At 51.7% G+C, this 26,030-nt stretch carries 19 protein-coding genes; 9 read left to right on the top strand and 10 right to left on the bottom strand.

What is annotated here, in order from left to right; all coding sequences use genetic code 11:
- The first annotated feature begins 60 nt into the window (after positions 1–60).
- From JYE50_RS13865 to JYE50_RS13840, 6 genes are all read left to right on the top strand, one after another.
- Positions 61–1,095, top strand: a complete 1,035-nt coding sequence (locus JYE50_RS13865; protein WP_084096184.1) for a hypothetical protein — start codon at positions 61–63, stop codon at positions 1,093–1,095.
- Positions 1,092–3,053: a glycosyl hydrolase 53 family protein gene (locus JYE50_RS13860; RefSeq protein ID WP_084096183.1), complete on the top strand. Its 1,962-nt coding sequence runs from the start codon at positions 1,092–1,094 to the stop codon at positions 3,051–3,053. Before JYE50_RS13865 ends, JYE50_RS13860 begins: the two co-directional genes overlap by 4 nt.
- Before the next feature lie 213 nt (positions 3,054–3,266).
- Positions 3,267–4,787, top strand: coding sequence for an extracellular solute-binding protein (locus JYE50_RS13855; protein ID WP_084096182.1), 1,521 nt, complete (start codon positions 3,267–3,269; stop codon positions 4,785–4,787).
- A gap of 107 nt (positions 4,788–4,894) precedes the next feature.
- Complete coding sequence (locus tag JYE50_RS13850; RefSeq protein WP_084096181.1) at positions 4,895–6,430, top strand: carbohydrate ABC transporter permease; 1,536 nt, start codon at positions 4,895–4,897, stop codon at positions 6,428–6,430.
- On the top strand, positions 6,430–7,299 hold the full coding sequence (locus JYE50_RS13845) for a sugar ABC transporter permease (protein ID WP_283399225.1): 870 nt from the start codon (positions 6,430–6,432) through the stop codon (positions 7,297–7,299). The genes JYE50_RS13850 and JYE50_RS13845 overlap by 1 nt, the downstream gene beginning before the upstream one ends.
- A 149-nt stretch (positions 7,300–7,448) precedes the next feature.
- Entirely contained in the window at positions 7,449–8,576 is a 1,128-nt protein-coding gene (locus JYE50_RS13840; protein ID WP_084096180.1) for an ABC transporter ATP-binding protein, read from the top strand.
- Positions 8,577–8,847: 271 nt separating this feature from the next.
- Here the strand turns inward: JYE50_RS13840 and JYE50_RS13835 are convergent, their stop codons facing one another.
- The 3 genes from JYE50_RS13835 to JYE50_RS13825 all read right to left on the bottom strand — a co-directional run bounded on the left by JYE50_RS13835 (position 8,848) and on the right by JYE50_RS13825 (position 14,427).
- Positions 8,848–9,552, bottom strand: coding sequence for a CvpA family protein (locus JYE50_RS13835; RefSeq protein WP_143763637.1), 705 nt, complete (start codon positions 9,550–9,552; stop codon positions 8,848–8,850).
- Positions 9,553–9,557: 5 nt separating this feature from the next.
- On the bottom strand, positions 9,558–11,342 hold the full coding sequence (locus JYE50_RS13830) for a L,D-transpeptidase (protein WP_084096178.1): 1,785 nt from the start codon (positions 11,340–11,342) through the stop codon (positions 9,558–9,560).
- A 112-nt stretch (positions 11,343–11,454) separates the two neighbouring features.
- The gene (locus tag JYE50_RS13825) at positions 11,455–14,427 is read right to left on the bottom strand and encodes a transglycosylase domain-containing protein (protein WP_179138357.1); all 2,973 of its coding nucleotides are present in this window, start codon (positions 14,425–14,427) and stop codon (positions 11,455–11,457) included.
- A 782-nt stretch (positions 14,428–15,209) separates the two neighbouring features.
- Between JYE50_RS13825 and clpB the strand changes: the two genes are divergently transcribed.
- On the top strand, positions 15,210–17,807 hold the full coding sequence (gene clpB / locus JYE50_RS13820; RefSeq protein ID WP_084096176.1) for an ATP-dependent chaperone ClpB: 2,598 nt from the start codon (positions 15,210–15,212) through the stop codon (positions 17,805–17,807).
- 94 nt (positions 17,808–17,901) lie between these two features.
- Here clpB and JYE50_RS13815 read toward each other — a convergent pair whose 3' ends face one another.
- The 7 genes from JYE50_RS13815 to JYE50_RS13785 form a co-directional block, all read right to left on the bottom strand.
- Entirely contained in the window at positions 17,902–18,705 is an 804-nt protein-coding gene (locus tag JYE50_RS13815; protein WP_084096175.1) for a DUF4367 domain-containing protein, read from the bottom strand.
- Complete coding sequence (locus tag JYE50_RS13810; RefSeq protein ID WP_179138356.1) at positions 18,702–19,265, bottom strand: RNA polymerase sigma factor; 564 nt, start codon at positions 19,263–19,265, stop codon at positions 18,702–18,704. Before JYE50_RS13810 ends, JYE50_RS13815 begins: the two co-directional genes overlap by 4 nt.
- Before the next feature lie 151 nt (positions 19,266–19,416).
- A complete protein-coding gene (locus tag JYE50_RS13805; RefSeq protein WP_143763636.1) occupies positions 19,417–19,791 on the bottom strand; it encodes a hypothetical protein in 375 nt (124 codons plus the stop codon).
- Between the two features lie 101 nt (positions 19,792–19,892).
- On the bottom strand, positions 19,893–20,555 hold the full coding sequence (locus JYE50_RS13800; RefSeq protein WP_084096173.1) for an ABC transporter ATP-binding protein: 663 nt from the start codon (positions 20,553–20,555) through the stop codon (positions 19,893–19,895).
- Positions 20,552–22,291 (bottom strand): hypothetical protein, encoded by a 1,740-nt coding sequence (locus tag JYE50_RS13795; RefSeq protein WP_143763635.1) that lies wholly within the window; start codon positions 22,289–22,291, stop codon positions 20,552–20,554. Before JYE50_RS13795 ends, JYE50_RS13800 begins: the two co-directional genes overlap by 4 nt.
- Before the next feature lie 209 nt (positions 22,292–22,500).
- On the bottom strand, positions 22,501–23,352 hold the full coding sequence (locus tag JYE50_RS13790; protein ID WP_143763634.1) for a hypothetical protein: 852 nt from the start codon (positions 23,350–23,352) through the stop codon (positions 22,501–22,503).
- A gap of 203 nt (positions 23,353–23,555) precedes the next feature.
- On the bottom strand, positions 23,556–23,930 hold the full coding sequence (locus JYE50_RS13785) for a hypothetical protein (protein WP_084096170.1): 375 nt from the start codon (positions 23,928–23,930) through the stop codon (positions 23,556–23,558).
- 471 nt (positions 23,931–24,401) lie between these two features.
- Between JYE50_RS13785 and JYE50_RS13780 the strand changes: the two genes are divergently transcribed.
- Both JYE50_RS13780 and JYE50_RS13775 read left to right on the top strand, forming a co-directional pair.
- Positions 24,402–24,920, top strand: a complete 519-nt coding sequence (locus tag JYE50_RS13780; RefSeq protein ID WP_283399224.1) for a sigma-70 family RNA polymerase sigma factor — start codon at positions 24,402–24,404, stop codon at positions 24,918–24,920.
- Complete coding sequence (locus JYE50_RS13775) at positions 24,907–25,884, top strand: hypothetical protein (protein ID WP_084096169.1); 978 nt, start codon at positions 24,907–24,909, stop codon at positions 25,882–25,884. Before JYE50_RS13780 ends, JYE50_RS13775 begins: the two co-directional genes overlap by 14 nt.
- The last annotated feature ends 146 nt before the right edge of the window (positions 25,885–26,030 follow it).

Genomic DNA, 26,030 nt, shown 5'->3' with positions numbered 1-26,030 from the left:
AAGGAAAGCAAAAGATGCTATATTGCGGTTAAACAAAGGAAAAAAGGATGTACCGCTTATATGGAATGGTTTTCTACCGCAGAAGAACTGTCCTTGTGGCAAAAACGTGAAAAAAGGCTGACCGCCGTTTTCCGGATTCTGGCCTTATGTGCCGTTATCGTGTTCGTTGTGCTGTGCCTGATGATACATACCGGGAACGCGCAGACTCTCCACTGGATCCTTATCGCCGTAACCTGTGTCCTGGGATGGATCTGTATTTCGCTCCATGTTCCGGGCATTCAGGAAGCCAGGACTCAGGCGGGACATCTGGATATGCTTCTCCAGGGAGAAAAGGAAACGTACACCGGCCGCATGACCCTGACCCGGGAATCCATATCGATCCCGAAGAGTATTCGGATCCGGAAGGTCCTGCTGGACACCGGTGAAGGGGAACCGAAGCGGCTGAACCTGGATGAACGCTGGGTTTCCCGTATGCCCGCCGACGGAAGCCTGGTGAACCTGTCCGTCGTTCACAGCTACATTGCCGGGGTGGAAACCCTGGAAGAAGCTCCCGCTGATACAGCCGAAAGCAGCGCTTCCCGCCGTCCTGCCCGCTCCTGGCAGTTGAAAAAGCTCCTGCCCCTGCTGGGGATCTGGGCCCTGGCCGCGTTCTTCTTCAGCTCCTTTGTTTTCTACCAGATTACGGATACGGATCCGGTCCATAAGCTGGCGCTCTATGTAGACGGAGAGGTGCGCAATGAGGCGCAGCTGGCCGCCCGCCTGGAAAAAGGACTGGGTGAACCCATCCGTATGGTGCAGGTTCATCCTTTCATGTATGCCATGTTCGGATCGGAAGCCCTCAAAACTGCTGATCTCTATATCGTCCCGGACAGCGACAGGGAACAGTATGCTGACTGGTTTGCCCCCGGGGAGGAAGGCCTCCCGGTATATGATCCGGAAACAGGAGTTTCCGTTGCCGGCACCTGGATCCTCTATGCGCCGGAGGAAACCTACCGGCTGTATATCGGTGCCGGATCCCCCCATCTGACAGACGGCCTGGCACAGCTAGGCGCCGAATTGCTGATGAATCTGAATACAGAGGAGGAAATCCAATGAACGGACGGACTTTGCTGATCCTGACCCTGGTCCTTTTCCTGCTCCTGCACTGCCTGTGTGCCGGGGCGGAAGCCGTTTCCGACACCCTCTATGTGAAAAAAGTGGAAAACCTGCCGGAGGATTTCATCTTCGGCATGGATATTTCCAGCGTCCTGGCGGAGGAAGCCAGCGGCGTGAAATACTATGATTATGAAGGAAAAGAAACCGATCTTTTCCGGTTGCTGGCGGATAACGGTATCAACTATATCCGTGTCCGGGTCTGGAATGATCCATGGGATGCCGAAGGCCGCGGTTTCGGCGGCGGCAACTGTGACATCCGCAACGCGGTGGAGATCGGCAGGCGGGCCACCGCCTGCGGCATGAAGCTGCTGGTGGACTTCCATTATTCTGATTTCTGGGCGGATCCCGGCAAGCAGATGGTTCCCCGCGCCTGGAAAGGCCTGGATATCGACGAAAAAGAAATCAAACTGTACGAATACACGCTGGACTGCATGAAGCAGCTGAAGGATGCGGGCGTGGACGTGGGCATGGTGCAGCTGGGTAATGAAACCAACGGTGCCCTGTGCGGAGAAAAGATCTGGCGGGATATCGCCCACCTGATGGACGCCGGTTCACGGGCCGTCCGGGAAATCTATCCTGATGCCCTGATCGCCCTTCATTTTGCCAACCCCGAAAATCCCGACAGCTACCGTACCTACGCTTCCAAAATGGCCTACTATGAGCAGTACGGTCTGATTCAATATGACGTTTTTGCCACTTCCTATTATCCTTACTGGCACGGAACCCTGGACAACCTTTCCGCGATCCTGACGGAGATCGCTGAAACATACAACAAGAAAGTCATGGTGATGGAAACGTCCTACGCCTTCACCGCGGAGGACACTGACTTCTCCGCCAATACCATCGGCGACACCGGCGGCATTGTGAAGGATTATCCCTTCTCCGTCCAGGGGCAGGCAAATTGCATCCGGAATATCACAGACACTATTGTCAACCGCACTCCCGCCGGCATAGGCGTCTGCTATTGGGAAGGCGCCTGGATCACTGTCGGCACAAGCAGCTGGGAAGAGAATCATGCACTTTGGGAAAAGTACGGTTCCGGCTGGGCCTCCAGCTATGCCGCCGTATACGATCCCAAAGACGCGGGCAAGTATTATGGCGGAAGTGCCGTTGACAACCATGCCTTCTTTGATGCTGCGGGGCACGCTCTTGAATCACTGAAGGTTTTCCGGCTCATGCGGACCGGTAATGAGATTACCCCGGTTCCGGACGCCCTGGAGGAACCCTCCGTCCTCTGCGACCTGAACATGCCCCTCAGCCTCCCGGAAACGGTCAATGCCGTCATGACAGATGACAGCCGGCAGGCCGTTCCGGTCACCTGGAACCTGTCAGAAGAAGAGGATAGGAAGATGCATGAAGGCGGCCCCGCGCAGTATGTGGTCACGGGGGATGCCGGCGGCATGGAAGCGAAATGCTTTGTTTCCATGATCGAGTATAACTACCTGGAGGATTACAGCTTTGAAGACGGCGGCGATGCCTGGATCGTCACCGACCTGAAGAGCGCCAGCGAACTGTATGTGGAAGATAAGAAAACGGATTCCCTGACCGGCAGCAAACACCTGCACTTCTGGAGCGCCGCGCAGGACAGCGTGGAATTCACTGCCGAGCAGACCGTCAGTGACCTGCCCGAAGGAAGGTTTAAGTTCTCCATATCCGTTATGGGCGGTGACTGCGGAGCCACCGATATCTATGCGTATGTAAAGGTCGACGGTACAGAGGTCGCCCGTTCTGAACAGATCCCGATCACCGGCTGGAACAGCTGGAACACGGGTACCGTTCCGGCATTTGATCATCCTGCCGGAAGCGAAGTGACCGTCGGAATCTATGTCAGATGCCAGGGAACCGGAAACGGAGCCTGGGGAAAAATTGATGACGCGATGCTCAATTCTTTGCAGTAAAAGGGCTCCGGGGCTCAAATCTTCGGAAACGATACCAATTACGTAAAATAAGGGGTTTCAGAAAATTTCCTGTTGACAAAACGGTAACTGTGCTTTATGATAAGCACACAGTCGAAACGGAATAAATTGAACCAAAAGTCACATGGCTCTTTGGAACAATTTGTCGTCCGACGAAAAAGAATAATGATATTTTTATGAAAGGATGATCTCTCCATGAAAAAATTCCTCGCTATCGTACTGGCGGCCGTCATGGCACTTTCCATGGTTTCCTTCGCATCCGCTGAAGGCCTGGCCGGCGAATACGAAATCAAGGTCTGGGTGGCCGATGCTATCGTCGACCTGACCACCAAACAGCTCGACCGTTACAACGAAACCAACCCCGACGGCATCAAGTTCAAGTACACCATCGAAAAGATGGGTGAAGGCGACGCCGCCAGCAACATGGTTCAGGACGTTGAAGCCGGCGCTGACATCTACTGCTTCGCGCAGGACCAGCTGTCCCGCCTGCTGACTGCCAAGGCTCTGGCCAAGCTGGGAACCAAGGCTGCCGAATTCGTCACCGCGAATTACGACGCTGACTCCGTTGAGTCTGTCACCGTGGACGGCACCATGTACGCCTACCCGCTGACCGCGGACAACGGCTACTTCATGTACTATGACAAGAGCGTCATTCCGGACGAGGATGTTGACTCCCTTGAAAAGCTGATCGAAGACTGCGAGAAGGCCGGCAAGTACTTCTCCTTCGACCTGCGGAACGTTTGGTACTCCGCCGGCTTCTTCTTCGGAACCGGCTGCACCTCCACCTGGATCATGGACTCCGAAGGCAATGCCACCGACGTTGTGGATACCTTCAACAGCGACAAGGGCCTGATCGCCCTGAAGGGCATGAAGAAGCTGCTGGATTCCGATGTCTGGAACAACAGCTCTGAAGTTTCCTCCTTCGAAAGCAATTCCGCCATCGTAGTTTCCGGTACCTGGGGTTCCGATACCGCGAAGAAGATCCTGGGCGACAACCTGGGCGTTGCGGATCTGCCCTCCTATAAAGTGGACGATGCTAAATATCACGTCGGCAGCTTCTTCGGCTTCAAGCTCATGGGCATCAAGCCGCAGGAAGACCCGGTGAAGAACGCCGCCCTGAACAAGCTGGCCCAGTACCTGACCGGCAAGGAATGCTCCCTGGAGCGTCATGAATCCAACGGCTGGGGCCCCGCCAACCTGGAAGCCCAGGCTGATGAGTCTGTGAAGAACGACCCGATCCTGGCCGCCGTGTATGAGCAGAAGGCTTACGGTGCCATTCAGCGCGCTATCAGCGGTGCCTGGTGGAACATCGGCAACGTCATCGCTGACGAAGCGAAGGACGCCACGGATGAAGAAGGCCTGAAGCAGGTTCTGGTCAATTATCAGAACAAGATCAGCGAATCCCTGTCCCTGGATGCCAACGCCCTGCTGTTCGTGGGTGCCTGGAACGGCTGGAACAACGCTGATGATGCTGACACCTACTACCTGAAGGACGGCAGCGTGACCCTGGATGTGCCGCAGAGCGACTACATGGGCGGCCGTATCGTCAAGCCCGCTGACTGGGGCAATGACAAGGGCTTCCTCCAGGTCACCGAAGGCAAGGAACTGATTCAGGATCTGGGCGATGACGTCGGCGACAACAACATCGTCTTCCTCGAGCCCGGCAACTACACCGTGACCTGGGACGGCGAAGCCATCACCATCGTCAAGAACTGATAGCAGAACCAGCATAATCTGACTCGAACCCTTTCGGCCGGAGCTGAAGAACATTTCGGCTCCGGCCGATTTCGGATTTCCCATCAGGAGAGGAGTGGATCACGGATATGGCACAGCTCAGTGACCTGGAATACCTGAAGCTGTCCAAAGGACGGAAACTCGGGTACAAGGCAGGGCGCTTCTTCGCCGGGATTCCCGTGGCGGTCCTGAATGTCTTTCGGCGGCTCGGGGAATTGCTGAAGAAGGGCGTCACCGCCATCGGCCGGGAGATAAAGGACATTGTGATGACCTTTGTCAACGGCGACTGGAAAACCAAACTCAGTTACCTGGTCATGGGCTTTGGCTGCCTGGCCAGGGGGCAGATCCTGCGGGGTCTGCTGTTCCTGCTGTTTGAAGTTGTTTTTATCGGATACATGATCCTGTCCGGAGCATACTGGCTGTCCATGATGCCCTCCCTGGGCAAGGTTGGACCCACCGAGGAGTATAACGAGATCTTTGATGCTTATGTCACCAAGTACAACGATAACTCCTTCCAGATCCTGCTCTACAGCGTGCTGACCATCTTCTTCATTATCGCCTTCATTTATACCTGGCGCGTCAATATCCGCCAGAACAAGATGGCGGAGAAGATCCTTGCTTCAGGCAAAAAGCTGAAGAGCTCAAAAGAAGACCTGCGCTCCATGGTGGATGAATCCTTCCACAAGACGCTGCTGGCACTGCCCATGACAGGCATCATCGTCTTCACCGTTTTGCCGCTTATCTTTATGATCCTGGTTGCCTTTACCAACTATGACGGTGCCCATGACGGATACATCAGCAACCTTTTCCACTGGGTGGGACTTGATAACTTCAACACCCTGCTTTCCTGGAAAAGCGCCAACGGGACCCAGAGCTATGCTGCCACCTTCGGTGAAATCCTGTCCTGGACGCTGATGTGGGCTTTCTTCGCCACCTTCACCAACTACTTCCTCGGCATGTTCGTGGCAATGGCCATCAACAAAAAGGGTATCAAGGGCAAAAAGATCTGGCGGACCATCCTGGTTATGACCATCGCTATTCCGCAGTTCATTTCCCTGCTGTATGTGTCCAAAATGTTCGCCAAGGACGGTATCGTGAACGGCGCCCTGCTGAGCCTGGGCTGGATTAATAAGGCCCTTCCCTTCTGGGAAGACGCAACCTGGGCCCGGATCACCGTCATCATCATCAACATCTGGATCGGTATTCCGTATCTGATGCTGATGGCCACCGGTATCCTGATGAATATTCCGGCGGACCTTTACGAATCCGCCAGGATTGACGGTGCAAATCCCTGGCAGCAGTACACCCGGATCACCCTGCCCTATATGCTGTTCATCACAGGGCCGTATCTGCTGACAAGTTTTATCGGCAATATCAACAACTTCAACGTAATTTTCCTGCTCACAGGAGGCGCGCCGGCAAACCCGGCAGCATCCTCAGCCGCAGGTTCCGTGGGTTATACGGACCTGCTGATCACCTGGCTGTTCAAGATCTCCACCGGTGCGGAATCCAAGTACTACCTGGCCTCCGTAATCGGTATCCTGGTCTTCGTGGTGGTATCGATCATCGCCCTGATTGTCTACAATGTGCTGCCGAGTATTAAGAATGAGGAGGACTTCCAGTGATGAGTGAAACAAGTATGAAGCGTCACATGGGACTGCGGGCCTCCAGAAAAATGGGCAACACGCTGATCTATATTCTGCTGATCACCATCAGTGCAATCTGGCTGATCCCGTTTTTCTGCATCGTGCTGCAGTCCTTCCGGGTGGAAAGTACCTGGCAGGTAGGCTACGTTAAGCCGAATGTCTGGGGCCTGGACAACTACCGGAAGCTGTTCTCCTCAGACTTTACCCGCTGGTATACAAACACCTTCATTATCTCCGTCTTTACCGCGCTCTTCCAGACGGTCATCGTGCTCTGTATGAGCTACACGCTGAGCCGTTTCCGTTTCAAGATGCGCAAGCCCCTGATGAGGTTCATGCTTGTCCTGGGCTTCTTCCCCGGTATGCTGACCATGCTTATCCTTTACCGGGTTCTGAAGGATCTGGGCCTGACCCAGGCCAACGCCGTACCCGGACTGATCCTGGTCTACGTTGCTTCCTCCGGTATGGGCTACTATGTGTCCAAGGGGTTCTTTGACACCATCCCCAAATCCCTGGATGAAGCAGCCCGCGTAGACGGTGCTACCCGTCTCCAGGTGCTGAAAAAGATCATCCTGCCGCTGGCCAAACCCATCGTTATATACACGATCCTGACAGCGTTCATGGGCCCCTGGGGCGACTATGTCTTTGCCCGCTACATTTCCTTCGGCGCTTCCGCCGGTATGAACGTGGCGGTCGGTCTGTATAACTGGCTGACGCCGGACCAGATCAACAACAACTACACCATGTTCTGCGCAGGCGGTGTACTGGTGGCCATTCCCGTAACACTTCTGTTCCTGTTCTTACAGAAGTACTATGTGGAAGGTGTCACCGGAGGAGCTGTTAAGGGGTGAGCATTCGATGACTGCCAGTGGCAGAAATTTCATCGGATGCGAAGTCAAGCGAAACAAGCGGACTCCACAGTGTGGAGCCGCGACGATTGAGCTTGCGGGATTGTTCAGAAAGCTTCAAGCATCAAGAATTCGGAAGGAGCAGTTATAGTATGGCAAGTGTAAAACTGATCGATGTCAAAAAGATCTATGACAATAAAGTCACGGCAGTCCATGACTTCAACCTGGAAATCGCGGATAAAGAATTCGTGGTTTTCGTCGGACCTTCCGGCTGCGGCAAATCCACAACCCTGCGGATGATCGCCGGCCTGGAGGACATCTCCGAAGGCACACTGGAAATCGACGGTGAAGTGGTCAATGACCTTCAGCCAAAAGACCGGAATATCGCCATGGTTTTCCAGAACTACGCCCTGTATCCGCATATGACGGTATACGACAATATCGCTTTCAGCCTGCGGCTGAAAAAAATGCCGGAAGATGAGATCTATGAGCGCGTGACCAACGCCGCCCAGGTACTGGGCATCACCGAGTACCTGACCCGGAAGCCCCGCGCCCTCTCCGGCGGCCAGCGCCAGCGTGTGGCCATCGGCCGCGCCATGGTTCGCAACGCCAAGGTATTCCTGATGGACGAACCCCTGTCCAACCTGGATGCCAAGCTGCGCAACCAGATGCGTGCCGAGATCATCCTCCTGCGTCAGAAACTGGACACTACCTTCATCTACGTGACCCATGACCAGACGGAAGCCATGACCCTGGGTGACAGGATCGTCATCATGAAGGATGGTTTCATTGAGCAGGTCGGCACTCCCCAGGAAGTGTTCGATACGCCCGTGAACCTGTTCGTGGCCGGCTTTATCGGCAGCCCCCAGATGAACTTCCTGAAAGCCAACCTGATCAAGGAAGCAAACGGCTATGTTGTGGATATCCTCGGCGTAAAACTTCCGCTGAACGAGGATCAGAACGCGGTCCTGGAGCAGAAGGGCGTCGGTTCCCAGGAAATCGTCCTGGGTGTGCGTCCGGAGCATACCGCCGTCCTGTTTGATAATCAGGAAGGCGCTATCGAATGCACCATCGATGTCAATGAAATGATGGGCAGCGAGCTGCACCTGCACCTGTCCAGCCAGAATAATGACAAGATCATCGTCCGTCTCCCCACCGTGGATCTGACCAAGGAACAACGTGAAAGCCTGACCTTCGGCAATAAGCTGTACATCACCTTCCCCGCGAAGGTCATGCACCTCTTCGATCCCACCACCGAGAAAAGTCTGATCGACGCCTGACGCTGTCAATCAGACAAAAGTATCAGTCAAGAAAAAACGCTTACGAATGATTCGTAAGCGTTTTTTCATCGTTCTGCATTTATACTATCAATGTCATCAGAGGAAGAGTCTTGTTCCTCCCCCGTTTACAGGCCGCCAGTAAATATCACATTGGCCGAAGGCCAATATTTCACATCGCGAAGCGATATTTCACATTATGCGGCATAAGCCGCATAATATTTCACATTTGCCGAAGGCAAATATTTCATTGTTCTGATTTTTCCATGAAAAATCAGAACAGCTTCCCATTCATAATCGCCAGGATCAGGTTCCCGCTGTTGAACAGCGGTGCCAGCGTACTGGCTTCCACCAGCTGGTTGATGTTTTCCACCGGCAGCAGGGTCTGGATCAGCGGAAGCATGGCGAACGCCACGAAGCACAGCAGCGCGCCGCGGATCAGTCCGAAAGCACCGCCGGCAATGGAATTCAGCTGCTTGAGCACCGGGAACTTAAAGACAACCTTCAGGAAATTGATCACAAAGTGGATCACCAGCAGCAGAGCCAGGAAACACACGATGAAGCAGATCACATTCAGGATGGCTCCGACAATCGTCTGGGAAACATAGGTACCCACATCAGCGGCCGCGCCGTAAACCTGGTTGGTCAGGTTGTTCTGCAGCAGGGTGTTCAGCGGTGCCGGCAGGGAGACTTTGTTAATGATCTCGGAAATGCCGGTTTCCGTCAGCGTGGTAACGTTGCTGCTTGCCAGGGCCTGGTCTCCCAGCTTTGTCGCGGCATCGGTATAGGATGCCAGTGTCTTCAGGATATCCGGATTGCTCTGGATCGCTGCTGCCAGTTTCGGACTCAGCCAGAAACTGAGTCCCAGGGACAGCAGGCATCCGCCCATGGAAGCCACAGAGGAGATAAACCCCCTGTACAGTCCAACCAGGACGCTCAGTCCCAGGATCCCCAGGATCACAATGTCAACTACATTCATCTCTGTCACTTTCCCTTCAGCTTCCTCGGGCAGTTCTTCCGTGCTTCGGTCATCACCGGATCATGGTCGCCGCCCTCCGCGTATTTCGTATTGATCGACTGGATCGTATCCTGCCTGCCCGGCGCGGCGCAGAGCGGACAGGGCTTCAGCTTCCGGTAGGCTTCTTCCTCCAGCTGGCCGTAGGTCAGGGTTTCCGTTTTCTTGCCTTTCACCGTACCGCACTGATCCGTCGTATGGTAATACCCGCTTTTCTTTTTCAGGCTGTACAGGACCATGTCATCCTCCGGTACCGGAATCTGCCTTCCCTGCCAGTCCTCCCAGATCAGGATCCGGGTATTCTTCTTATAGTTGTTCCACAGCCACTTCTGGTTTACCCCTTCCGGCGACTCCTGCCGCTGGACCCGGATGCATCCGTGGCTGGCCTTGGTGCCAAGCTTCGGCTCAGTGATGCTGTAATCCTTGTATCTCCCGTCCGATCCGGTGATATAAGGCACTTCGTGCAGCAGGTCCCCGTCATTGAACCGCAGGGCCAGCGCGCATTTCATGTTATCCGAGGAAAATTCCCCTACCTTGCTGACCAGCAGGAACTCCCCAGACCGGGTTTCGTTATAGGGCTGCTTCGCGTTGGCCAGTCCCGTTGAGACCGACAGGGTGGAGAACAGCCTTCCTTCCCGGAACACATAGAGCCGCTGGGTCAGTTTGTCCACCACAAGTCCCATCTCCTGGTTCGGGATAACCTCCTTCAGGTAAGCCGTCGGAACATATCCCTGAACCAGTACATTCCAGTTCAGGATGGCGCTGTCATGGAAGGATGAGGAGTAGCATTCGATCAGGGACCATTCTTCTCCTCTTTCCAGCACATGGACTCCCTGGCTGATACAGGTGACCATTCCCACACCGTCGCTGGTATCCAGGGGTTCCGACCGGATAATGACCTGCGTTTTTTCCGCGTTCTTCCTGCCGTTATCCAGCACGGTAATCGGCACGGTCAGCGCTTTCCAGACCGCTTCCTCATCCGTAATGTCCATGGGAAGCGTCCAGTAGTTCAGGGTTTTGTCTTCTCCCCGGTACGGACTGGTATGGGCCGGCGTGAATCCGTTTTCGGCCTTTTCCCGCAGGTAGTCCGGCAGGAGTTCCGATGCCGGTGTCGCTTCCGCGTCCGCCTTCGCCTGTACTTCCAGGGTCAGGTTCACCGGTTCGGAAGCCATCCCGTCCTCTCCAACCAGGGTCAGCGTGAGTTCGTGCAGCCCGGGTGCCATCTCCGCCTGGAAACCGGCTTCCCCGGCTCCGGCAGCCACGTTATCCCAGTACAGCGGTTCCGCTTCGCTTCCTTCCTGAAGCACCAGCGTTCCCTCCTCCGTGGAGTAAAAGCTGAACAGAACCGTATCTCCTTCCTCCGCCACCGGGTTTTCCACGCTGACGGAGATCAGGCAGGGAACCTTTTTACCAACTGTAACAGGTGTTTCAGCTGTCATTTCGTTCATCCGGATGATCATCCGCCAGTTTCCGGCCTGCACCGGCACCCCGTTGCAGGTTCCGTTCCAGTACATGGCGTTGTACCCCGCCGTTACAGTTCTGTTTTCTGTCACATTCAGGAATACTTTATCTACTTCATCCGTCAGTCCGATACTGCAGGTACCGTCTTCTGGAACCGTAAAGGACACGACGACCGCACGCCCGGGATGAATTTCCTCCCGGAACGGTTCGATACTCAGGCCTGGTGTTTCCGCCAGGGCAGTACCGATCCAGAGCATTATCCAGATCAGCACCGCCGGTACCAGTCGTCTCATGGCCCCTCCATAAACAAATCAGAATGCACAATTCAGAATGCCGACAAAATCATTATTCATTGTTCATTGTTCATTATTCATTGTTCATTGATTCAGGATCATAAATCCTGAATCAGTATATGCCTCCCATGGCCTGTACCAAAGCCTCCATGGCCGACATCACTTCAGTCTGGCTCGCGCTTCCGCCGCCGATCAGCAGCCGCAGATAATCCGCCGCGTTCTGGATTGCGCGGTACTGCTCGCTGTTCTGATCCATGTATGCCATCTTATTGTCCGCCTGGCTGAGCAGGTTCCGTGCATCCTGGAACGGCTGCGATTCCTGATATCCCTGGTTGCCCTGGTTGTTCTGGTAATCCTGATAGTCCGGATAGTTCTGATAATCCTGGTAGTCCTGATAGTTCTGGTAATCCTGGTAGCCCTGGTAGAATTGACTGTGCAGGGTACAGACCTGGTTGCTTGCCGCAGCGGTTGATCCGAGATACTGCTCGATCACATCCTGGTACTGGTCCTTGAGGTTGTACAGCGGATGACCCATAGGGATCGTCACAACACCCCGCTGAACCGGATTGGGACAATACTCGGATGCGATCATTCCTGTCTCGCTGCAGACCATCTGGATAGTGTGCATCGAGCAGTTGACTGTCGGTTCCGTTCCCTTCGCCCACCAGTCTGTCACTGTGCCGTATCCCATGGCGTCATTCTCGCACGCCGCCGTAGCCAGCTGACCGCTGACCGCGCAGGTTTTCACCTTGACCAGGCCGTAATCGGAAGGATTGCCGTCCAGGATATCCCGTTTCTCCAGGCCCTGGTGGATCTTGCTCATATAGGCCTGCCACAGCGGCGCGGCCGCACCGGAACCTGTGGACTTGGAGGAAAGGGCTTTATAGTTATCATGTCCGACCCATACGGCGGAAGCGTAATACCCGGTGATGCCGGAGAAGAAAACGCCCTTCTGGTCGGAGTTGGTACCCGTCTTGCCGCCCACGATCTGTCCGCTGATCTTCGCGCTTGTACCTGTACCGCTCTGGACCACGCTCTTCAGCATGTCCACGATCATCCAGGAAGTACTGGGCTGGAAAACCGTGCGGCGTTCCTGGTGCTGGTGTCCGTCCCAGACCACATGGCCCGCGGAGTCTGAGATGCCCAGCACGGAGATCGGTTTCTGGTAAACGCCGCCGTTGGCCAACACGCCAAAGGCAACGGTCATCTGCAGCGGTGTGATACCGGAGGAACCAAGACTGAGGCCAAAGGGTGTCGCGTCAATATGGCCGTCATCAATACCCAGCCGGTGCAGGAAATCGACACTGCGGTTCACGCCGACCATGTTCATCAGCGTGTATGCCGCGGCGGTATTATGGGATTTCGCCATGGCGGTCCGCAGCGTTTCCGGACCGGCATAGCCTCCACCGCCGTAGTTCTTCGGGAAGGAATTGTTGCCCTTGGCGTCTTTCCATCCCTCAATGGGAAGCGGCATATTGTAAACCACAGTGGCCGGGCTGGCGCCCAGTTCCAGTGCCGGAGCGTATACCGCGATCGGTTTGATGGACGAGCCAACCGGCATCTTCATGTCCGTGGCACGGTTCAGGGTCTTCTTTACCGTCACTTCATTCCGGGAACCGACGATCGCCTTCAGCTCGCCTGTCCGGTAATCAAGCACAACAGCGGCCGCCTGGGGCTGAATGGTTTCTGTATAGGTACCATCGGAATTTTTGGTCCGGAACACCTTGTCGGACGGATCACGCAGGGACGGATATTTACTCCAGTTCTGCAGCGTGGATTCCACCGTTTCCTGGATATTCGTATCAATAGCCAGCTTTACCCTGTATCCGCCGGTCCGGAATTTGTTTTCCATCGCGGCACGGTTCTTGGCATTATCCTCCAGTCCGTTCAGCTCCAGCAGGATGTCCACAACTTCCTTTACGGCGTATTCCACATAATGGGGATACTTGTACATGCTGTTGCCGGAAGAAGGAGCTTCCTCAAGCACATGGGCCGTAGCCGGGTTCAGGGCTTCCTCATACTGTTCCCGGGTAATGAACTGGTTCTCATACATGCACCGTAGCACATAGTCTGTCCGGTTGTTGGTTACCTTCGCGTAGTCCTTATCATCGCTCTTCCGGGTATACAGGTTCCGCCGCGGATTATAATAATAGGGATTGTTGGTGGCGCCGGCCAGAATAGCGCATTCCCGCAGGGTCAGGTCACCCAGGTCCTTGCCGAAATAGCCCTGTGCCGCCACCTCTACACCATAGTAGTTTTCACCCAGGAAAATGGTGTTCAGGTAGCACTCCAGGATCTGGTCCTTGGTATACCGGTTCTCCAGCTGCAGGGCCAGGTAGGCTTCCTGGATCTTTCGCTTATAGCTCTGTTCCGAAGAAAGCAGGGTGTTTTTGATCAGCTGCTGGGTAATGGTGGATCCGCCCTGGGTTCCGGAGGAAGTCAGGTTGGAAACAAGCGCGCCGACAATACGCTTCAGGTCCACACCGCTGTGGGAATAGAAGCGGGCATCCTCCACAGCGATAAACGCGTTGCGGAGCATCTTCGGCATGGCGTCCAGGGACACCAGCACGCGGTTTTCCGTTCCTTTGTATTCCGTGATCAGGTTGCCGTTGGAATCATAGATAAAGGAGGTCTGCGCCTGGGTGTCCATTGCCACCAGGTTCAGCTCGGGAGCCGTGTCCACATAGCCCTTGGCGATTCCCGCCAGCGCGCCGAGACCGGCCACACCGGCCAGCACCAGGATCACAAGCAGCACACGGATCGTATTCAGCAGAACGCTGACAACAAAGTTCGGTTTCCGGGTTTCAGGCCGGAATATCGTGCGGGTCTTCAGCTTGTCTTCCGGTTCCTCGTCGTACTCCTCGTCATCTCTGCCCCAGGAAGCTTCTTCCTCGTAGGGTTCTCCCTCATCATAAGCTTCCTCATATTCATCATATCCGGATTCCTCAGGATAATACGCTTCGTCCGCGGAATCATATTCCGCTTCCGCGTCTTCATCTTCCGGAAAAAACGGCTCATTGCCTTCTTCAGAAGAAAACTCTTCGTATTCCTCAAAGTCTTCTTCGTGTTTCTTCTTTCCGAACATCTTTCTCCTCCGGTTCATTACTGTGCAAAAAGGTCTAAACCAAGACAGTATATAATACCATAGATCGCCCGGGATGTCCAAAAACACCCCGTCTCCAAAAGCAACGATTTCCGCGCCCCTGCCGTTCCCGGTTGCCAACGGCAACTCTTAAGTTGAGCAGCTGTCCAAATCTTTGATTTGGGTAACGGCTGCCATGCTACAGCCGTCAAAGTGCCTTAGGCACTTTGGTAACGGCGATCGCACTTCACTCTTCACTTTTCACTGAAGAATTCATCAATTCAAAGGATGGCGGAGCCATCCATCCACCATTATTCATTTTTAAATCTTCAGTCTTAAGTTTTAAGTAAAACCTCCTACCTCCTACTTCCTATCCGCAACCTCAATCGTCGCTGCTCACGCTTGGAGCGCGCTTGCCGCTCGTTTCTGTTGACTCGTTCGGGTCGTTTTCTGCTTCGCAGAATGCCACACCGTGGCACCACTTCCCTCTCTCCCCTCCTACCTCCTACTTCCTGCCTGTCTAGGGTGTCATCTTGAGCAAATCCGCAGGCCGCGTCGGGAAATGCCTTACTGCAATATGCCCGGAGGGCATAATTCATATTGAACAGCTTGCTGTTCAATAATTCATATCGACGAAGTTGATAATTCATATTTCAAAGCATTCCCGATGCTTTGAAATAATTCATTGCGCAATTCTCGAATTGCGCTTGACATCCTCCCCGAAAGATGTATAATGTTCTCGAAGGTCAAAGTTAGTCAAACCGCCTTCAAAGGAGGAATGCCCTATGAATATGAACCAGTTCACGCAAAAGACCGTCAATGCCCTGCAGCGGGCCCAGTCTCTTGCCATCGAATATCAGCATATGCAGGTAGAGCAGGAGCACCTGATGCTCGCCCTGACCGAAGATGAAAGCGAGCTGATTCCGCAGCTGCTTTCCAAGTGCGGTATTTCCGTGCCCGCGTTTGTTGCCGGCCTGAAAGAAAATCTGGACCGCACTCCCCGTGTCTCCGGTTCCGGCCGTGAGCCCGGCAAGGTCTACATCGCTAATGATGTGGAGCAGGCCCTGGTAGAGGCTGAAAAGATCGCCCAGCGGATGAAGGATGAATACCTGTCTGTTGAGCACGTCTGGATGGGCCTGACCGCCAAGGCGTCCGCCAATGTGAAGCGCCTGCTGAAAGCCCAGGGCTACCGTGATGACGCCTTCCTGAAAGCGCTGAGCGAAGTCCGCGGTGCCGCCCGTGTCACTTCCGATACCCCGGAAGACACCTATGACGCGCTGAAGAAATACGGTTCTGACCTGGTGGACCTTGCCCGGAAGCAGAAGCTGGATCCGGTCATCGGCCGTGACAGCGAAATCCGGAACGTCATCCGGATCCTGTCCCGGAAAACCAAGAACAACCCTGTCCTGATCGGTGAGCCCGGTGTCGGTAAAACCGCCATCGCCGAAGGCCTTGCCCAGCGGATCGTCCGCGGGGATGTCCCGGACAGCCTGAAGGATAAAACTGTCTTCTCCCTGGATATGGGTTCTCTGATCGCCGGTGCCAAGTTCCGCGGCGAGTTCGAGGAGCGCCTGAAGGCCGTCCTGGCGGAGATCAAAAAGAGCGACGGCCGCATCATCCTGTTCATCGACGAGCTGCATACCATCGTCGGTGCCGGCAAAGCTGACGGTGCCATGGACGCCGGCAACATCCTGAAGCCCATGCTGGCCCGGGGTGAGCTGCACTGCATCGGTGCCACCACCCTGAACGAGTACCGTCAGTATATCGAGAAGGACGCCGCCCTGGAACGTCGTTTCCAGCCCGTCATGGTTTCCGAACCCACTGTGGAGGATACCATTGCCATCCTGCGCGGTCTGAAGGAACGGTATGAAGTTTTCCACGGCGTCAAGATCCAGGACAACGCCCTGATCGCCGCCGCCACCCTGTCCAACCGCTACATCACCGACCGCTTCCTGCCGGACAAGGCCATCGACCTGGTGGACGAAGCCTGTGCCATGATCCGCACGGAGATCGACTCCCTGCCCACAGAGCTGGACGATATCCGCCGCCACATCATGCAGCTGGAGATCGAGGAAGCCGCCCTGAAGAAAGATGATGATCCCCTTTCCCGTGCGCACCTGGAAGAGGTTCAGAAGGAACTGGCAGAGCAGCGGGATGAGTTCAACACCATGAAAGCCCGCTGGGAAGCGGAAAAGAACGCCATCGGCAAAGTCACCGCCCTGCGGGAGGAAATCGAGCGCGTCAATGCCGAGATCGAACAGGCGGAGCGTTCCTATGACCTGAACCGCGCCGCGGAACTGAAATACGGCGAACTGCCGAAGCTGAAGCAGGAACTGGAAAAGGAAGAAGCAATCGCCGAGGAAAGCAAGGGCGAAAACAGCCTCCTGCGCGACCGGGTCACCGAAGAGGAAATCGCCCGGATCGTCGGCCGCTGGACCGGCATCCCCGTCTCCAAGCTGATGGAGGGCGAGCGCGAGAAGCTGCTCCACCTGGAAGACGTCCTGCATGAGCGGGTGATCGGCCAGGATGAGGCCGTAAAGAAAGTTTCCGAAGCCATCCTGCGCTCCCGTGCCGGCATCCAGGATCCGAACCGTCCCCTCGGTTCCTTCCTGTTCCTGGGCCCCACCGGTGTCGGTAAGACTGAGCTGGCCAAAGCCCTGGCCCAGGCCCTGTTCGATGATGAAAAGAACATGGTCCGGATCGATATGTCCGAATACATGGAGAAGTTCAGCGTCTCCCGGCTCATCGGAGCACCTCCCGGATACGTGGGATATGATGAAGGCGGCCAGCTGACCGAAGCCGTCCGCCGCCGTCCCTACTGTGTGGTGCTGTTCGATGAAGTGGAAAAAGCCCACCCGGATGTCTTCAACGTCCTCCTGCAGGTGCTGGATGACGGCCGTATCACCGACAGCCAGGGCCGTACCGTGGACTTCAAGAACACCATCCTGATCATGACCAGTAACCTGGGCAGCGAATATATCCTCGAAGGCATTGCCGACGGTGAAATCACCGCGGAAGCCCGGGAGCAGGTGGACCGTCTGCTGAAGACCCGCTTCCGTCCCGAGTTCCTGAACCGGATTGATGAAATCGTCTGCTACAAGCCCCTGACCCGGAACGAGATCGGTTCCATCGTGGGCCTGATGATCAAAAACCTGAACCGCCGCCTGGAAGATAAGCAGCTGAAGGTCACCCTGACCGACGCCGCCCTGAATGCCGTCATTGACCGGGGCTTCGATCCCGTCTTCGGCGCCCGTCCCCTCAAGCGTTACCTGCAAAGCAAGGTGGAAACCCTCATTGCCCGCAAGGTCATCGCTGCCGACGTGGCTCCCGGCACAGAACTGACCGTCGACCTGGACACCAACGGCGAGATCGTCATCGTATAACCCAAGTATCTTCTGAATATGTGACAAGAGGACGGTTCTCCTGTCACAAAAACCCGGATACCGCAAACGCGATATCCGGGTTTCTTATATCCTCTTACTTTCCTTTTTCGTCTTTGGGTAGGATCTTGCGTACACTTTCCGCCAGTTCAACGGTCTCTTCCCTGGTCATTTTCAGTGTGGTTAACGCAAACCATTTCTCATCATTGGACCATGTAATCCTGTAGAATGTATCCCCGGGAGTGTCATCCGCCACCATGAGCGCCTGTCTGCCGTGAATCGTGATATGGCTTACCTCAGCCTCTTCGATACCTTGTGTGGATACTGTACTGAGCGAATTCTCGTCAAAACGAATAATTCGTCCGTCTGCTGACTTATATTCTACAGACGGCATGTTTGTATGGACATACATATCTGACACCGCAAAATCATCCGGGATTTTCGAGGGATAATACAGCCCAAGCCAGTCCGCAGGGACATCGAATGCCTCCCCGACATTTTCCTCAAAGCTGATATTTGCCACGCCTTCCTCCTGATCTATCTGGATCAGGAGCTGCATAACCGCTGATCTGAAAGATTCATCTTTGGCAATTGCTATGGTCGTGCCAATAGCCGCGACAAGAATCAGGCAGGCAGCAATTTCCATGATCTTCGGTAAAATCCGAAGTATCTTTGACTTTCTTTTCTCTTTGTTTTTTTGACGATCAGCTTCTTTCAATTCCGCAGGTATCCGTTCACGAAGTCTTGCGGCAATTTCTTCCTGCTCAGGAGTTAACGGTTTCTCGCTCTTTTCTATTATTTCCTGGGTTTCACGAAGTCTTTCCTGTTTGTATACCAGGCGAATCAGATCATCAATATATTCATCCTCAAATTCGTATGATACATCCTCCTGTCTATTCATGCCCGCACCTCCCCTCTGTGGAGCGCTTTCTGAATATGATTTCTTGCCCTGAGAATCGTTTGCCTGACTGCATCCGGGGAAACTTCCAGTATTTCCGCTATCTCTTTACAGTCCAGTCCCATTTCAAATCTCAGGCGAATTGCTGCTTGCTCATTTTCAGATAAAGTGTTGATAATCCCGTGTACGATTTCCAGCTGATCCCGGGCTTCAACCTGTCTCTCAACATCATCTGTTGCAGATATGTTTTCTTTACCGGAGTCGGAAAGATATTTAAAATGCTTATTAATTAGCTTTCTCCTCCTCAGATAACTGAAGGAAGTATTGCGCACCGTAATGACAATATAGGATGTAAGAGCTTTGGGTTCAAGGGATCGGATACGATCTATTTTTTCATACAGAGACAGCAAGCTGTCATTGACTATTTCTTCAACATCCTGATGATCACCCAGATAAAAGGCGGCAGTAGAGATCATCAGTTTATAGTACTTTGTATATAAATCGGTCATCCAATCCTGATCCACGGGGTCTTCTATCATCTGGATAAAGATTGGTACAATCATTTCTCTTTCCCTCCTGTTGATCTGATCATTTCTTTTCAGATCGTCAATAGGCTTTTGTAAGAACTGATTATACCGACCGCAGAAAACAATGTCAAAGATGCACGTACAAATTTTACATATTTTAAATTTTATGCTATGTCGATCACTTTGTTTAGTAATCGAGTGTAGCCGATGATGAAGCATTGCCTTTACTTTCTGTTACTTTCAGACTGGCGCATGCACGATATGATCCAGATATCGCGCATGTGGATGTTTTAGCATCCAGTGTGCCGCTTCCTGAACTCACCGTTATCCATACTCCATTTATTTGTTTCTGAAGATAAATGCTCACAGAAGGATTAGAACCATAATACAGATTCGCCCTGCATGAAGCAACAATATTGCCATTCTGTACACAGATATCGACAGTGATACTGTTTCTTACAATTGCGCGTCGTGAAATCAAGTGTGTAGATGCCATCGATACGCTGGATACACATACCAGGATCAATAGCAAAGCCAGGGCGGTAATCCTTTTTTTTGTCATGCCTTTGTCCTCCTCATTTTTTGTTTATATTGTCCACACATACGTGTGCAGATCAAACAATACCTGTGCTGGTTTTCACCAGCTAACGACACCCTGTAGCATTAATCTCCCGTCTGAATGCCCTGTATCGTTTGTATTTTTCCGGATTCCATCTCATGAACCGTATCACATAATGCCTTGATATCCTCTGCGTGATGGCTGGATAGCAGGATTGTTTTGCCCTCATTCCGCAGATTAACCAGCAGGCTCCGTATTTCTTTTACGCCAGCATTGTCCAGTCCGTTAAACGGTTCATCCAGAATAATAATCTGGGGTTCATCCATAATAGCCTGGGCAATTCCTAATCTCTGCCGCATTCCCAGGGAATACTGGCCGACCTTTTTATGTATCGCATTATCCAGTCCCACATTGTGAAGCGTATTCAGGAGTTTTTCCCTGGTCAGTTTCGTATTCATCGCCGCCAGCATTTGCAAGTTGAACAGCCCGCTGTATGCCGGCAGAAATCCTGGTGTTTCGATCAGCATACCCAGATGCCGGGGATAATCTGTCTTCACACCGATTTTTTCACCATTGACAACAACAGTTCCATGATCAGGCAGCACATAGCCTGCTATCACTTTAAACATCTGTGTTTTTCCACTGCCATTCCGGCCTATGATCCCGTGAATACGTCCTTTCGCGAAAGAAACACTGATATCCTTTAGCACCTGTTGCTGCCTGTAGCTTTTGGAAACATGATCCAGTGTAATAATGCTATCCATCATTCCTTCACCTCACGTTCTGAGATTTTAACTATCCTGGCTGCCAGCACACTGATCCCTGCCAGGATTATCGACACACCCGCTTGCGCTCCCAACGCTCCGTTGACATTAGTAGCACAAAGCGGACTTATCTCTCCTGACTCCTCATAATCAAAAGCCGGACTGAAAATGCTGCTTCGAAGAATCATTCCCCAATTGTATGGAACATATATATTCCTCAGCCTGTCAAAAACAGAAAAAGTAATCAGGCAGGCAATGCATGGCAGAATATAGGAAATAATCCCCAACTGCATCCGCCCGGTCAGCATATGGATCAGCGCCTGCAGCTGAGTCAGCATGATAATCTGTCCTGTAAAAAGGCCAAAAGTCTGGAGCAGCACAAAGTAATTGCTTGTCAGGAAACCATCCTCATCCTCAAGAAGCACACCAATACCATCGGCACCTGTGAGCCATCCGAAAATAGCAACTGAGCAAAACATGACCGCGGAGCACATTATGGTATATATAAGTGTCGCAACGCACTTGCTCCCCCACCAGCGTGTTTTATTTCGAAATCTGTATAACGTCATTTGCGTACGGCTGCTGAATTCCCGATCAAGACTCAGGGCTACCCCCATCATGGGCGGCAGCAACAGCAGAATCCATAGGCCAATCGGTGTAAAGTTAACCTCTGGTTCAAACCAATAGAATCCACCAAAAACATCCAGCCACAAATCTCCGATACTATGTGGGTGTATATGAAACACATTCTTGCACACCACTACCAGAATAGGAATCAGAATAGCGGGCAAAATCGTAGCAAATGAAGTAAATGCCCGGATATCGGTAAATACCTCTCCGGCAAATGTGCCCCGACTCCGGTTTGCAAGATTCCACTCAATCTTTTTCTCCCGTCCGGGCAAATGTGCCGCCAAAATGAGTACCAGTTTCTGTCTCAGCTTCAAAATTCGTTTGGAGGAAAACAGGATTACTGTCATCATGCAAACCGCTGCAGCAATCACCAAATAAAGCAGTTGCCTCCCAAATAAATCTTGAAGCGGAATATGAGTGTTTAAATCGGGCGTTTGCAAGAAAGAAACAGTAAACTCTTCCCCAAGCATCTTTTCCAGTTCCACATCCAGGAAAATGCTTAAACCAAAGGTGGCAACTATTACAAACGCCTTATTAGCCCACAAAATAGAGAAACATGATGCAACCAATGCCCAAGTTGCGGCAGAAACCATCAGCCGTCCATATTGAACCAAAATAAAAAAAGGAAAATGCTCAACTGTGGCAAGCCATTCAAAAGCAGATCCATGTCGATTATTGAGCCAAGCTTCGTTTTCACCTCCCTGTAGCGTACATACGCACAAAAGGAAAAGTGTAAAAAGAACACAGGCAATCAATACAGCAACCATAGCGGTAATAGCCGCTGCAAGTACACGGTGAATAAAATAGCGGCTTCTTGATAAACGATATTCACTCAGGTTCTTAAACCCGCTGTTCAGATCATCGCAATGAAAAAACGTTAAGGGTAGCATAGCCGCAATAGGGACAACAAACTGTGACAATCCCAACCAGAAAGAAATAATAAAGTGGTAATAGAATGTACAATCTTTTCCAAAGTAAATGAGAGGCATCCGAAAAAAAACCGGCGTATCTGTATGTACAAAAAATAATGAATACAACATCAGGCAGATAGAAAACAGGCATCCTTTACTCCGCAGACCCCGCTGTACCTGTAAACCGATATCTCTCAATATCATCACGCCTCCTTGCCAATTCCGATATCATGTTTCAGTTGTATTTTTTGAAATACTACTGTATCTCTTGGTTCGTTCCTTTTCTCTCTTTCTATCGAAGCCGATCCGTTTTGCCTTCATCTAAAGCACGACTATTTTCGGATCAGACAAAATGTCCATATCATTATTTATATAATAAGTAACCGTATAGTCATCCTAATAAAGAATTAATTGATATACCGCCATACTTCATGACCCGTTCTGGCATCATAGGTTAGTAGTAAGTCGTATGAAAATGGACCCGAACTGTTTGGATCCGCAGGTACATAGCAGTCAAAACAATAAGCCCATGCAGGATAAGCTATTTGGTGGGCGTCAACCATCATCACAAATTCAATCTGTTTCAGTGTCAGAGTTGCCCCAGCATCTTCTTTAGTACCAAACTGCTCCATGATCAATCCCTTATTATCCTCAAGGACAGCATTCCAACTTTTGATCATTGTTTGGTTTTCCTTAGTTTTGATTACATTCACAGGATTTCGGATAATAGCCGTTGTCAATTCTCCACTTTCAGTCACAACGAAAAACGCTCCCGGCGTAGGATCTCCATCCCCCATGCTGTCAGAATCACGAGTCCATCCGATTGTTGTATTACATGGCATCCCATCAATGGTAAGCCTGGCTACAATTTCGATTAACCGCACACCCCCAGCATTCTTCCCCATCGGAGCAACGTAATAGAATGGATACTCATAGTCGAGTCCCAATTCATCCAGAAATGCTTTGGTTGTTGCGTTAGCCTTACACTGGCCTTCGTCTGTTTCATCCATCAGGGTATGCGGTGCATATAGATCAACAGCTATACTCCCATAAGCACCAGATTCCTCACAGAAATACAATTCATAGTCGGGATTTTGTTTGCCACCAATCTCACAAACCCAAGATTCCCCTTTCTTCGGGGAGAGACTATATTTTTTTACCAGTTCCATCGTTTTATTTCTATCAAAGCTGCTCCGCTCAACTTTCATCTGTAATACAGTCTCCGGCCATTCAGGTAATACGTCTACATCAATATCCATGTGTGAGTCACCAAGTTCTGTAATCCGTTTTCTGATAGGAACTTCCGCCATTGCAGGTATTATGCAAGTAAAAGAAAACAATAGTATCATACTGAGAAGTACAAACAGTCCAGAACATGGTTTCCTAGTCACTTTTATTTCCTCCGATCTGCAGCTTTCAGGAAGGTTACGCAGTATAAACTGCGTAACCTTCCTGGTTTTGTTTAGAAATTATAAGTATACGTTATAGAAGTGTTGCGCTTTCCTTTACCAACAAGCCAGTATGTTTTACCAACCGTTTTCATGTTTTCCAGATAATTGAGATGGGTTCTCATTGTTCCCTTACTGAAATCTTCGATATGTGTCGCACGTCCTTCATTCTTCTTATAAACATAGGCAGAAGAAGTCTCCCACACACCATCTACATATTTGGCTTTCCAGAAGCTTCCAGAATCAGGCATAGTATGATTCGGGCCTTTTTTCCAATTGCCGCCATCAGTGGGATTAATCTTCCAGGTTTTCGTCCAATCGGCACAAGCAGTAACACACATCGTCAAAATCATAGCAACCAGCAGAACTGCAGAAATCACACGTTTCATAATATATATCCTCCATATTAATATCTCATAAGTTATTTCTTTCTTGCCCATTAACGGACTTGCCATAAATACCAAATCGGTTTACACTTATATAGTTCCCACAGAACGGTCACCGCATTTGCGGTGGATGCTTCGCTGGCATTGTTTTGCGGGAACTTTTTTCATGCCGGGGCTGCGAATCCGAATACTCATCGGTACATTCTCCTTTCTTTGTATATTCCATCTAACAGCATAAAGCTGAGTATGGTCTTTGTTTGAACCTTACACATATTTAAATGCGCAAGCAGGTCATTTTGTGACATCCGTTTTTTGTATTTCGATTGTTTTTCAAACAAATCAGATTTCTCTCAATTCTTTGGAAGCTTAAATAATCCCGCTTCATTGGGTATAATGCATTCCGTATAAAACTTCTGCAAAAAAAATGCAGCTTTGTGATTCTGCTCCGTCTAATAGGTGAAAGGAGTTGGTACTGTGCCTCAGGAGATTCAGGAAAGCAGCCGTTCAGTCATAGAGCGGCTGATGGAACAGTACGGCAGCAGCCTATTGAGAATGTGCGCCCTCTATCTGAAGGACGCGGATCTCGCGCAGGACGCTGTGCAGGAGACATTCATCAGGGCATACCGGCATTTAGACAATTATCGCGGGGAAAGCTCAGAGAAAACCTGGCTGACAGCCATCGCAATGAACGTCAGCCGTGACATGCTGAGAACCGCGTGGTTCCGCCACCAGAGCCGGTCAACAGATATCGATGTGCTGCCCGAACAGCCTGCTGACTTTGAGTTTCCGGATAACACGGTACTGACCGAGGTCATGCATCTGCCAGCAAAGTACCGGGAAGTGATCCTTCTCCGGTATTACGAGGGACTCAAGCTGAAGGAAGTCGCAAGCGCGCTGGGATTATCTGACGGCCGGGTCCGGTCCCGACTGAACAAGGCCAATGAACTTTTACGGGACAGGTTAAAGGAGTGGTATTACAATGAAGAACAATGAATTTAAAGAGCTCGTTGACCAGAACCTTTCCGGGCTCGTATGGGACGAGCGGAAGCGTCAGAAGGTGCTTCACGCTCTCAGCGAGGAGGAAAAGCCTGTGAAGAAGGTTTCTACTACATTTATTCTGATCGCCGCTATTGTCTGCCTGAGTGTGACTGCCCTGGCAGCCGGACTGATCTTTGCCAACAGAGTTACCACGCAGCAGATTGCAGAAAAAGCAGTATATGATCAATATGGCCTTACCAGCACCATGCTCGGAGCTTACTTCAGCCCGTCGGTAAATGAAAAGACAGACAGCGAAGCAACTGTGGTTTATAAGGGATCCTATTATGTGCTTGGGGATTATACAGTTGAAATAAAAGACAAAAAGGCTACCGTTTCCTGGAGTCACGACGGAGAAGACACTTCCGGCATGTTTGACGCGGAAGCCTGGGGCCTGGAACAATTGCAGGAAATGGTCCGGATCGCGACAACAGAACATGAAATCAGTGCCTTCTCCTATAAAGCGCTCGCTATAGATGAAAAGCACAACAATCCCGACAATCGGGAAAACAACCCCATGGAAACAAGTGAACAGCTGGGTAAGGAAAAAGCCATGGCCGCCGCAAAGGCTGCCGGACGGAGCAAGGACGATCTGATCGCGCTGGCCAAAGACGCCGTTACCGAAGCTTACGCCCTGACATCCGAACAGCGCGAAAAGCTGTATGATCCCTATGTCAATCCTTTCGATCCGCAGGAACCGGTTGATCCTGAAGACGTTGAAGACTGGTTTATCGCCTACTATATGAAAGATGAAAAACCGATCTTCAGTATCCAGCTTACCCTGCAGCAGAAGGAAGCTGGTGAGTCCGATGATTATCCGCCTTATACTGAAAAAGACGGTTATTACTGGGTCTATATCAATGTGGAAACAGGCATAATTGAAGACATTCAGTATGAACCCGATCTGAACAGCAACGGCTGACCCTGCCAACCTGTGTTAGCCAGCTGTCCCGATGCTTTAGAAAGCAGCGGGGCAGCTTTTTTTATGGGAAAATGATAAAATGATCTGCTTTTTTCGTTTATTCAGTGAACCTTTTTCCCGTCCGGGGTGTCTATAGGGTGTATCGG

It is taken from the genome of Aristaeella lactis (assembly GCF_018118585.1).
GTDB classification, from domain to species: Bacteria; Bacillota; Clostridia; order Christensenellales; family Aristaeellaceae; genus Aristaeella; species Aristaeella lactis.
The sequence above is the reverse complement of the archived record's forward strand: the minus strand, read 5'-3'. Positions and strand labels throughout refer to the sequence as shown.

Bases quoted from the DNA above. Each gene is read 5' to 3' on its own strand.
- JYE50_RS13845 (WP_283399225.1), top strand. From the start codon at position 6,430: ATGAGTGAAACAAGTATGAAGCGTCACATGGGACTGCGGGCCTCCAGA.
- JYE50_RS13865 (WP_084096184.1), top strand. From the start codon at position 61: ATGGAATGGTTTTCTACCGCAGAAGAACTGTCCTTGTGGCAAAAACGT.
- JYE50_RS13815 (WP_084096175.1), bottom strand. From the start codon at position 18,705: ATGAATAGACAGGAGGATGTATCATACGAATTTGAGGATGAATATATT.
- JYE50_RS13805 (WP_143763636.1), bottom strand. From the start codon at position 19,791: ATGACAAAAAAAAGGATTACCGCCCTGGCTTTGCTATTGATCCTGGTA.
- JYE50_RS13775 (WP_084096169.1), top strand. From the start codon at position 24,907: ATGAAGAACAATGAATTTAAAGAGCTCGTTGACCAGAACCTTTCCGGG.
- clpB (WP_084096176.1), top strand. From the start codon at position 15,210: ATGAATATGAACCAGTTCACGCAAAAGACCGTCAATGCCCTGCAGCGG.
- JYE50_RS13790 (WP_143763634.1), bottom strand. From the start codon at position 23,352: ATGGATATTGATGTAGACGTATTACCTGAATGGCCGGAGACTGTATTA.
- JYE50_RS13855 (WP_084096182.1), top strand. From the start codon at position 3,267: ATGAAAAAATTCCTCGCTATCGTACTGGCGGCCGTCATGGCACTTTCC.
- JYE50_RS13840 (WP_084096180.1), top strand. From the start codon at position 7,449: ATGGCAAGTGTAAAACTGATCGATGTCAAAAAGATCTATGACAATAAA.
- JYE50_RS13810 (WP_179138356.1), bottom strand. From the start codon at position 19,265: ATGATTGTACCAATCTTTATCCAGATGATAGAAGACCCCGTGGATCAG.
- JYE50_RS13785 (WP_084096170.1), bottom strand. From the start codon at position 23,930: ATGAAACGTGTGATTTCTGCAGTTCTGCTGGTTGCTATGATTTTGACG.
- JYE50_RS13825 (WP_179138357.1), bottom strand. From the start codon at position 14,427: ATGTTCGGAAAGAAGAAACACGAAGAAGACTTTGAGGAATACGAAGAG.
- JYE50_RS13835 (WP_143763637.1), bottom strand. From the start codon at position 9,552: ATGAATGTAGTTGACATTGTGATCCTGGGGATCCTGGGACTGAGCGTC.
- JYE50_RS13850 (WP_084096181.1), top strand. From the start codon at position 4,895: ATGGCACAGCTCAGTGACCTGGAATACCTGAAGCTGTCCAAAGGACGG.
- JYE50_RS13800 (WP_084096173.1), bottom strand. From the start codon at position 20,555: ATGATGGATAGCATTATTACACTGGATCATGTTTCCAAAAGCTACAGG.
- JYE50_RS13830 (WP_084096178.1), bottom strand. From the start codon at position 11,342: ATGAGACGACTGGTACCGGCGGTGCTGATCTGGATAATGCTCTGGATC.
- JYE50_RS13860 (WP_084096183.1), top strand. From the start codon at position 1,092: ATGAACGGACGGACTTTGCTGATCCTGACCCTGGTCCTTTTCCTGCTC.